The following is an 8,944-nucleotide window of genomic DNA, read 5'->3' as shown; positions in this document are numbered from 1 at the left end:
GCGCCATCCGAGTGAAGGAGCGCATCATGTTCATTGCAGTGCCGCCTGGACCGCCTGCTGGGCGAAACCGAGCACCATCGAGGCGCCCCACGGCGCGGCGATCACCAGCGTGATCACCACCGCGATCAGCTTGGCGCCCTGCGAGATGGCCTGGTCCTGCAGCGAGGTGATCGCCTGCACGAAGGACACCAGCAGGCCCACCAGCGCCGCCACCAGCACCGCCGGCAGCGAGACCACCAGGCACAGCAGCATGGCCTGCGAGGTCAGTCGAACGATGTTGTCGTAGTCCATGGTCGTGGGCTCGCTATTTGTAGGTCAGCACCAGGCCGTGGATCAGCGTCGACCAGCCGTCCATCACGACGAACAGCAGCAGCTTGAACGGGATCGCCACCTGCGTCGGCGTCACCTGCGACAGGCCGAGCGCGAGCAGGATGTTCGCGATGATCAGGTCGACGACGACGAAGGCCAGGTACAGCAGGAAGCCGATCTTGAAGGCCGCGGTCAGCTCCGACAGCGTGAAGGCCGGGGCCAGCACGATCAGGTCGTCGGCCTTCAGCGCCTTCGCCCGCTCCGGCGRCCACACCGCGGCCGCCGATTTCAGGAAGAACGCCTTCTCGCGCGCCTGCGCATGCTTGTCGAGGAACTTGCGCACCGGCTCCTTCGCGATCTCCAGCACCTGGCCGATCTGGCCGGCACTCGAGGGCGCGAAGCCCTGGTCCTTCATCTTGTCGTACGAATCCATCACCAGCGGCGCCATGATGTAGGCCGACACGATGATCGCGATGCCGTTGAGCACCATGTTGGGCGGCACCTGCTGCACGCCGAGCGCGTTGCGCAGCAGCCCCAGCACCACGACGATCTTGGTGTACGAGGTCACCATCATCGCGACGAAGGGCAGCACGCCGATCGCGAACGCGATGACGAGCAGCGGGAGCAGTTCACCCGTGGTGGTCTGCGTCATCGCGTGCCACCATGCGTGTGATGCGGGCGCCCAGCCGCGAGCCGACCGCCACCAGTTCCGCGTGGCCGATCACCTGGCCGCACGACACGAGGCGCAGCCGCGCCTCGGCCGCCGGCGCCCCGAGTTCGATCACGTAGCCGGGCTCGATCGCCTCCAGCTCCGACAGCGGCACCGACACGGTCTCGATCTCGAAACGCACCGGCAGCTCGAGCTCGCCGATCGCATCTGCTTGCTCGCCCGGCTCGGCGAGCAGGTCCTGGTCATCGTCCAACATCTGAAGTCCTCCTTCGACTGTCCATGAATTGCCTTGAATCCGCCCCGGCGCCGCCAGGCAGCGCGCACCGCGCGGCCCCAGCCTGAGCACCGCGGCGGCACCATCCAGCGCCTGCAGGTCCGCAGGCAGCAGCACCACGTCGCCGACCCGCAGCGAGCGCAGCACGTCGATCGACAGCGCGCGGCTCGCGATCACCGCGGCGCCCGGCAGGCGCAGCAGCGAACGCCAGGCGCTCGGCTGGCCGTGCGGCCGTGCCGCACCGCGCAGCGCGTCGTGCACCGGGCCGGGAAGTTGTTGCACGGCGATGCGTGCGATCTCGGCACCGCCGCGGCGCAGGCTGCACCAGCCGCTGCGCGGCACCTGGGCGGCGGCCAGCGGTGCGAGCGACACCGCCTGCACGCCGGGCAGCACGAGGCGCGACAGGCGTTCGGTGGTCTCGCCGAACAGCGCCTCGGCGGCCAGCGCGCGCAGCGGGGCACCGAGGTCGGGCGCGGCGGCCAGCGACAGCGCGGCATCGGCGCGGCAGGCGATCGCGAGGCTGAAGCGGCCGGCGTCGCAGTCGAGCTCCAGCGCGTAGTGGGAGACGCCGCGCGGCGCGCCGGCGGCGTCGGCCACCGCCGCGAGCGACAGGCCGCGCTGCAGGTCCAGCGCCCGCCACAGGGCGCCGAGGCGGCGGTCGTGCAGCAGCCGCGAAGCGCTGGCGGCGGCGGTGCCGACGGCCCCCAGGTGGGTGGCAATCGGCGTGACGGGTTCGATGCGTGCAGCAGCGGTCATGGCGATTCAGTCAATGGTGATGGCGACTTCGCGCCGGCGGTTGAGGGATTCCTCGAGCACCGTGGCAAGTGCGTCGCGATGGGCAAAGAGTAGGTCGCGGGACTTCGACTCGGTGGTCTCGAAGCGAAGCTGCAGCCAGTACGACGAAATCGACAGCGCGAGCGTGGTGTCGGGCAACACATCGGGGCGCAGCGGCATGCGCACCTGCCAGCCTTCGCTGTCGTCGACGGCGCGCTCGTTGCAGAAGCGCGAGATGGTCTGCGCGATCGCGGCGACCACCGGGTGCGTCGGCGCGGCCGCGCGGGCCACGCGGGCGGCTCCCGAGCTGCCGTGCAGCAACGGGTGCAGCAGCTCGGGGCCGGGGACGAGGTCGTCGGCCCATTCGGGCTCGCCATGCTGCTCAGCTTCGGGCTGGCGGGCGACCGGGGCGGCGTGCTCGGGCTCGGCGGAGATGGCGAGTTCGTCTTCGGCGGGGACGTGCGAGGTTGACGGCTCGGCGTCGGGGTGCAGCCGCTCGCCGAACGGCCGCGCACCGCCCGGCTGGCGGCGCTGGCGCAGCAGGTCGGTGAAGCTCGGCGCGCGCAGGCTGTCAGCCGGCGCAGGCTGCTTCGGCAGCGTGCTGCGGTGGACCTCAAACGAGACGGGGCGCGGGCGAGTCATGACAACCCCTCGCCCGGTGGGTACACCGGTCGATCCCCCGGGGGGATGCGGGCCGGCTTGGGGCGGCCCGGCGCTCGGCCCGCCGTCACAGCGCGACCCTGCCGAGCGGCTCGACGCGCACCTGCGAGCCCAGTTCCTGGTACGAGTACACCGCCAGCCACTTCGATTCCGACTCGACGATGCGGCGCACGTAGCGGCGGATGTCCATCGAGGTCACGACCGCGATGCCGGCACGCGGCGTCAGCCCCGCCAGGTCCTTCACGCGCCGCGCGATCGCGCCGACCGCGTCCGGCGCCAGCGCCAGGTAGTTGCCGGCCGGCGTCGGCTTGATCGCGTCGCGGATCATCTTCTCGACCGCCGGCTCCAGCAGCACCGCCGACAGCGAGCCGCTGCCCTGCGTCGCGCGGTGGCTGAGCCAGCGCCCGAGGTCGCCGCGCACGTACTCGGTGAGCATCAGCGCGTCCTTCTCCTTCGGGCCCCAGTTGATCAGGCTCTCGCAGATCGCCCGCATGTTGCGGATCGGCAGCTGCTCTTCCAGCAGCCGGCGCAGCACCTCGGCGATGCGCTGCACCGTGACGACCTTCTGCATCTCGGCCACCAGGCCGGGGTAGTCGGCGCCGACCCGCTCCAGCACCCACTGCACTTCCTGGATGCCGAGGAACTGGTGCGCCTGCTCGTGCAGCGACTGCACCGCGTGCTTCGCGATCACCTCCTCGTTGGACGGCTCGCCGTCCGGCTTCGGGCCGATCACCACCTGGCCGCTGCCGTGCGGCACGTCGTGCAGCAGCAGCTCGTACTCGTTCTCGGCGTGGCTCGCCCGCGTCCACAGCCGGATGCCGGGGAACGGCAGGCCCAGCTGCTCCTGCAGGCCCAGGCGCTCGCGCTCGAACGCGGCGTTCAGCAGGTCGGGCCGCAGCGAGGCCGCCAGCGCCGGCGACATCGTCACCGCGAGCGGCGCGGTGAACGCACTCGCCTTGTCCTCGATCGCCTGGATCTCGCCCTTGCGCGCCTTCGCGCCTTCGCGCTGCAGGCCCTTCAGCGCATCGGCCTCGGCCTCGTGCGACGGCTTGCCCTTGGTCTTACCTTGCAGGTTGCGGCCCAGCATCACCAGCGCGCCGGCCAGCAGCAGGAACACGTACCACGGGAAGCCCGGCACCAGCGCGAAGCCGCACAGGAAGCCGGCCGCCAGGTACAGCGCGCGCGRGCKGCGGGTGCGCGAACACCGGCACGCCCATCGCCTCGGCGTGGCCGCGGATGATCAGCGCCGCGTCGTCCACGCCCTTGGCCAGCACGACCGGCACGCCGGCCTCGTCGGCGCGGTAGCGGATCGCCACCGCGTAGTGCGTCGGGTTGACGACCACCGCGTCGGCGCGGCCCACCGCCTGCTTCGGGTCTTCCTCGGCCAGCTCGCGCGCCAGCTGCTTGCGCTGGCCCTTGATCTCGGGGTCGCCTTCCTGGCCCTTGAACTCGCGCTTGATCTCGTCCTTGGACATGCGCTGGCCCTTCATGAAGTGGTGGCGCTGCAGCGCGTAGTCGAGCGGTGCCAGCACCATGAACAACGCCACCGCGAACAGCAGCACCTTGCCGATCGCGCCCCAGGCGATGGCGCCGATCGCCATCGGCGTCTGGAACACCGCGCCCGAGATCAGCGGCAGCAGCTGCACGATGACCTGCCACATCACCGCGCCGATCACCACCGCCTTCAGCACCATCTGCGCGAAGGTCATCAGCGACTTCAGCGAGAACACCTTCTTGATGCCCTGGGCAGGGTTCAGGCTGTCGAACTTGGGCTGCACCGCCTTCGGCGTGAGCTGGATGCCGACGTGCGCGGCGATGCCGACCACCGCGCCGATGGCCGCCACCACCAGCAGCGGCAGGATCACGAGGCCCGCCTCCATGCCCATCGCGGCGAGGCGCTTCCAGATCACGTCCATCGGGATGTCGCCGGGGCCGATGTCCAGCGCGAGCGAGATCACGGTGCGCATGCGCGCGGCGGCGCTGTCGGCCATCGCCAGCAGCGTGCCGACGACCGCGAGCGTGGAGCCGGCGATCGCCATGTCCTGGCTCTTGGCGACCTGGCCTTCCTCGCGCGCCTTGCGCAGCTTCTGCTCTGTGGGCTCTTCGGTTTTTTCGTCGGACATGGCGTGACCGAATGCAACGGGCGTCGACGGATTGCCGACATCGACAGGCTAGGCGTGCCGGCGGCGCCGGCCGGGGCCGGGCCCGAAGCGGTGTGCGCAAACCCGACGCGAGGCGGCCGGCTTCGTGGCGGCGCTGCCGCGGCGCCCGCAGACGCCCTCACAATGCGGCGCATGCCCGACCTGATCGCCCCGCCGACGGCCGATTTGCAGCGCGTGATCGAAGCGCTGCCCGCCCTCGAAGCCGCCGAAGACCCTGCCCGCCACCGCGGCCTGCTCGAACAGGCGGCGGCGCTGGCTGCCGGCGACGACATCGACGCCCACACGCTCGGCCGCATCCAGCTGCTGATGGCACGGCTGCATGCGCAGCTCGGCGAGTACGAACTCGCGTACGCGCGGGCGCTGTCGGCCAGCGAGCAGCTGGCGCGCGCCGGCGACACCGCGCGGGCGTCGAGCGCGGCCAGCACCTGCATCTCGATCTGCATCGAGACCGGCGATTTCAGCCGCGCGCTGGAGCACCTGCGGCAGACACAGGCGGCCGCCCGCGCGAGCGGCGACATGGAGCTGCTGGTGCGGCTGCTGTTCAACCAGGCCTGCACCTTCCTGTGCGTCGACGAGTTCGATGCGGCGGCGCACTGCTGCGAAGAGGTGCTGAAGGTGGTGGCCGAGATGCCTCCCGAGGCCACGCGCGGCCAGGTGGCGACCACCGCCGAGAGCGCACGCGCGGCGCTCGGTTTCAGCCGCACCTACCTGGCCGATGCGCACGAGCGGCGGGGCCGGCTGGCCGAGGCGAAGTCCGAGCGGCGGCGCGCGGCCGCGGTGCTGCCGAAGGCGAACGAACGCAGCCCGCTCGCGTCGCTGCACATGGTGATCTATGCGCGCTCGCGGCTCGGCGACCTGGAGGGGGCGCGCCACACCGCGTCGATCTTCCTGCGGCGCGTGCGCCAGCTGCCGCGCGCGCCGCGCTGGATGGCGCAGGTGTGGCTGACGATGGGCGTGTACTACCAGCACGCCGGCAAGCCGGGGCGGGCCGCGGCGCGCTTCGAGCGGGCGATCAGCGCGATGCGCAGCATCCGCCACGACGGCGAGCTGCCGAACACGATGCAGATGCTGGCCAATGCGCATGCCTCGAACGGCCGGCATGCCGATGCGCTGCGCTGGCTGCGCCAGGCGCATGCGGCGCGGCGCCACACGCAGCCCGAGCAGGAGCGGCTGCACTACCGCATGGCCGCGCTGGAGCGCGACGCCGAGGAGCGCCGGCTGGAGCGCGAAACCGCGATGCTGCATGCGCAGCGGCTGGCGGTGGTGGGCCGGCTGATGGCGCAGATCTACCACTCGCTGGGGGCGCCGCTGGTGGCGGCGCGGCAGGCGCTGTCGCTGTGCATCACGCAGGCCGACCACCTGACGCCGGCCGAGCTGTCGGCGGCCATGCGCGGCGTGGTCGCCCACATCGACGAGGCGACGGCGCTGACGCGCCAGCTGCGCATGTTCTCGTACCGCGCGGCGCCGCAGGCGATGGTGCTCGACCTGCCGCTCGCGCTGCAGGAGGCCTGGAACGGCATGGCGATCGGCCGCTCGGGGCCGCGCGAGCCGCTGGTGCTGCGCGGCGTCGCGCCGCCGCAGGTGCGCAGCGATGCGCAGCGGCTGGCGGTGCTGCTGCGCATCCTGCTGATCGAGATCGAGCGGCTGGGCGGTGCGCAGGCCCCGCAGGTGCTGCTGTCGATGAACGGCCCGGCGGTGCGGGTGCTGTTCGCGTCGCCGGCGCGCGAGGCGGATGCCTCGGCGGTCGGCGGCGTCGGCTTCACGCTGTGCGAGGAGATCGCGCGCGAGATGCAGGGCGGGCTGTGGCGCATGGATGCGCCGGCGGGGGAGTTGCGGGTGGCGCTGGAGTTGCCAGCGGAGCGGTAGACACGCCGGGGTGGCCGAGCAAGGATCAAGCAGAACTCCGTGGAACCGGCTTTGCCGGGCCACTGGAGTTGCCCCCTTGAGGGGGAGGCGCGTCAGCGCCTCGGGGGTGGGCCACTAACGACTGAGGCTGCGATAGATCGCCATCACGTTCTGCACATACGCCTGCGTCTCCGGGTACGGCGGGATCTCCCGCCCGTACTTCATCACCGCGCCCTCGCCCGCGTTGTACGCCGCGACCGCCAGCTCCGGCTGGCCCTCGAACATGTTCAGCAGCAGGCGCAGGTAGCGCGTGCCGGTGCGCAGGTTAGCCTCGGGCTCGAACAGGTTGCGCTCGGCATCGGCCAGGCCCATGCGCGACGCGGTCGCCGGCATCACCTGCATCAGGCCGATCGCCCCCTTCGGCGATACCGCGTTCGGGTTGAAGCGCGACTCCACGTGCACGATCGCGCGCAGCAGGTTCACGTCGGTGCCGAAGGAGCGCGCCACCGCCGCAATGATCGGGTCATAGGCGGTGATCCGCTCGGCCGGCGGCGCGTTCACCGAAATGGCCACGCCCGACGGCGGCAACAGCAGCATGCTGCCGCCGCGCCTCTGCACCTCGGCCGCCAAGGCCGCATCGGACAGGCCGAGGATCGAGGCCACGTCCTGCGACGTGAGCGGCTGGGCCACCCGCACCGGCGGCAACGCCGCCACGCACTGCACGCCCCCCTCGGCAATCAGCCGTGCACTCTGGTAGCGGTTGCCGAACGCATCGGTGCAGTCGTAGGCGGCACCGGCCTGCGAGGCGGCCCCCGCGATCAGCGCGCCGATCGACGCGCGCAAACCATGCGAACGCATGACGGCCTCAGTACGCCGCAGCCATCTGGTCCGCACGCCCGCGGCGCGCCAGCGTCTCGGTCGGCGTCTCGCGGAAGTACTTGCGGTACGAGGTGACCAGCGTCGAGCGGTTGCGGATGCCCCAGCGCGCCGCGGTCTCGATCACGCTGTGGCCCGGTGCGTCGTCGCGCAGCAGGTCGGCACGGATGCGCTCGACGCGGCAACGCTGCATCACCTCGCCCGGCGTCATGCCCAGGTGGTTCTTGAAGGCCCACTGCAGCGCCCGCTCGGTCACGCCCATGTCGTCGGCGATCTCGCGCACGCTCAGCTCGGCGCAGTCCAGGTGCTCCAGCAGGTAGCGGTAGGCGCGGCGGTACTTCGCCGGCAGCCGSATCTCGATGTCGTCCTTCACCGCCACCGGCGCCGCCGCGCCCGGCCGCGCCGCGCGGTCGTCGAACGCCGATTCGGTGCGCACGCACTGCATCGATTCGAGCGCATAGCGCTGGTAGTGGCGCATCGATTCGTCGACCCGGCCCGACAGCGCGCACACCTTGGCCAGGCAGTACGACAGCTCCATGCGCCAGCGSTGGCGCCCGCCCATCTCGGCCTCGCGCGACTGCAGCGGCTCGAGCGTGGCACGGGCCAGCTCGGCCTGGCGCTGCGTGATCGCGACCAGCGCGGTGTCCAGGCGCGCCTGGCGCTCGAGCGTCGCGAGACCCAGCGTGCGCAGCCCGGCCACGTGCTCCGGCAGCGCGGCCTGCGCGCGGGCATCGCCGCTGCCGGCCATCACCAGGTCGCGCAGCTGGCGCAGCCGGCGCGCCACCAGCGCGAAGCGGCCGTAGGCGCTCATGCACTGGTCGATCGCCGCCACCGGCTGCAGCTGGGCCGAGGCCGGCATGCGGTCGACCATCGGCGACTGCCAGAACACATGGTCGCGCAGGTCGTCGTGCGCGCGGATCTCGCTTTGCGCGAGCAACTCGACGCGCACCAGGCTCACCATCATCGCGAGCTGCGCCGAATCGTCGTCGCGGGCGATCTCGCTCGCATCGTCGAGCGCCTGCATCGCGCGCTCCTTCTGGCCGAGGCCGTGGCGGGCCATCGCCATCGCGCACAGTGCCTCCACCTTCTGCGCCGGCGTCGCGGCCTCGTCGACGGCCATGCGGCCGAAGCAGGCCGCGGCCGTGCCGTAGCGGTGCTGGTACAGGCTCAGGAAGCCGGTGCCGCGGCACGACACCACGCGCACCGTGCCGCGCTGCGCGCCGCCGGCCAGCTTGACGGCCAGGCGGTAGGTTTCCTCGGCCTCTTCGGCGCGGTCCAGCGACAGCATCAGGTCGCCGCACAGCTGGGCCAGCTCGCTCAGCATCTCGTCGCCCAGGTGGGCCGGGCGATCGCCCAGCAGCTCTTCGGCCTTCG

General features: G+C 71.9%; 9 protein-coding genes. 1 reads left to right on the top strand and 8 read right to left on the bottom strand.

Annotated features, from left to right (window positions below; all coding sequences use genetic code 11):
- Window positions 1-30: 30 nt before the first annotated feature.
- The 6 genes from sctS to AC1D15_RS10440 all read right to left on the bottom strand — a co-directional run bounded on the left by sctS (window position 31) and on the right by AC1D15_RS10440 (window position 4,810).
- Window positions 31-291, bottom strand: a complete 261-nt coding sequence (gene sctS / locus AC1D15_RS10465; protein WP_047505504.1) for a type III secretion system export apparatus subunit SctS — start codon at window positions 289-291, stop codon at window positions 31-33.
- 13 nt (window positions 292-304) lie between these two features.
- On the bottom strand, window positions 305-961 hold the full coding sequence (gene sctR, locus AC1D15_RS10460) for a type III secretion system export apparatus subunit SctR (RefSeq protein ID WP_477825930.1): 657 nt from the start codon (window positions 959-961) through the stop codon (window positions 305-307).
- Window positions 939-2,009 (bottom strand): type III secretion system cytoplasmic ring protein SctQ, encoded by a 1,071-nt coding sequence (gene sctQ / locus AC1D15_RS10455; RefSeq protein ID WP_465114385.1) that lies wholly within the window; start codon window positions 2,007-2,009, stop codon window positions 939-941. Before sctQ ends, sctR begins: the two co-directional genes overlap by 23 nt.
- A 6-nt stretch (window positions 2,010-2,015) precedes the next feature.
- On the bottom strand, window positions 2,016-2,669 hold the full coding sequence (locus AC1D15_RS10450; protein WP_477825929.1) for a type III secretion HpaP family protein: 654 nt from the start codon (window positions 2,667-2,669) through the stop codon (window positions 2,016-2,018).
- A gap of 85 nt (window positions 2,670-2,754) precedes the next feature.
- Window positions 2,755-3,825: an FHIPEP family type III secretion protein gene (locus AC1D15_RS10445; RefSeq protein WP_477825928.1), complete on the bottom strand. Its 1,071-nt coding sequence runs from the start codon at window positions 3,823-3,825 to the stop codon at window positions 2,755-2,757.
- Window positions 3,749-4,810, bottom strand: a complete 1,062-nt coding sequence (locus tag AC1D15_RS10440) for an EscU/YscU/HrcU family type III secretion system export apparatus switch protein (protein WP_477825927.1) — start codon at window positions 4,808-4,810, stop codon at window positions 3,749-3,751. The genes AC1D15_RS10445 and AC1D15_RS10440 overlap by 77 nt, the downstream gene beginning before the upstream one ends.
- Window positions 4,811-4,981: 171 nt before the next feature.
- Here AC1D15_RS10440 and AC1D15_RS10435 point away from each other — a divergent pair, with 171 nt between their 5' ends.
- A complete protein-coding gene (locus tag AC1D15_RS10435) occupies window positions 4,982-6,715 on the top strand; it encodes a tetratricopeptide repeat protein (RefSeq protein ID WP_477825926.1) in 1,734 nt (577 codons plus the stop codon).
- Window positions 6,716-6,829: 114 nt separating this feature from the next.
- Here the strand turns inward: AC1D15_RS10435 and AC1D15_RS10430 are convergent, their stop codons facing one another.
- Together AC1D15_RS10430 and AC1D15_RS10425 are read right to left on the bottom strand one after the other, a co-directional pair.
- Window positions 6,830-7,552: a lytic transglycosylase domain-containing protein gene (locus AC1D15_RS10430; RefSeq protein ID WP_465114390.1), complete on the bottom strand. Its 723-nt coding sequence runs from the start codon at window positions 7,550-7,552 to the stop codon at window positions 6,830-6,832.
- A gap of 7 nt (window positions 7,553-7,559) precedes the next feature.
- On the bottom strand, window positions 7,560-8,944 hold a 1,385-nt coding region (locus AC1D15_RS10425), incomplete at its 5' end, for a helix-turn-helix transcriptional regulator (protein ID WP_477825925.1).

Source organism: Rhizobacter sp. P2_H2, from assembly GCF_056403375.1.
This window is presented reverse-complemented; position numbering and strand designations above follow the sequence as displayed.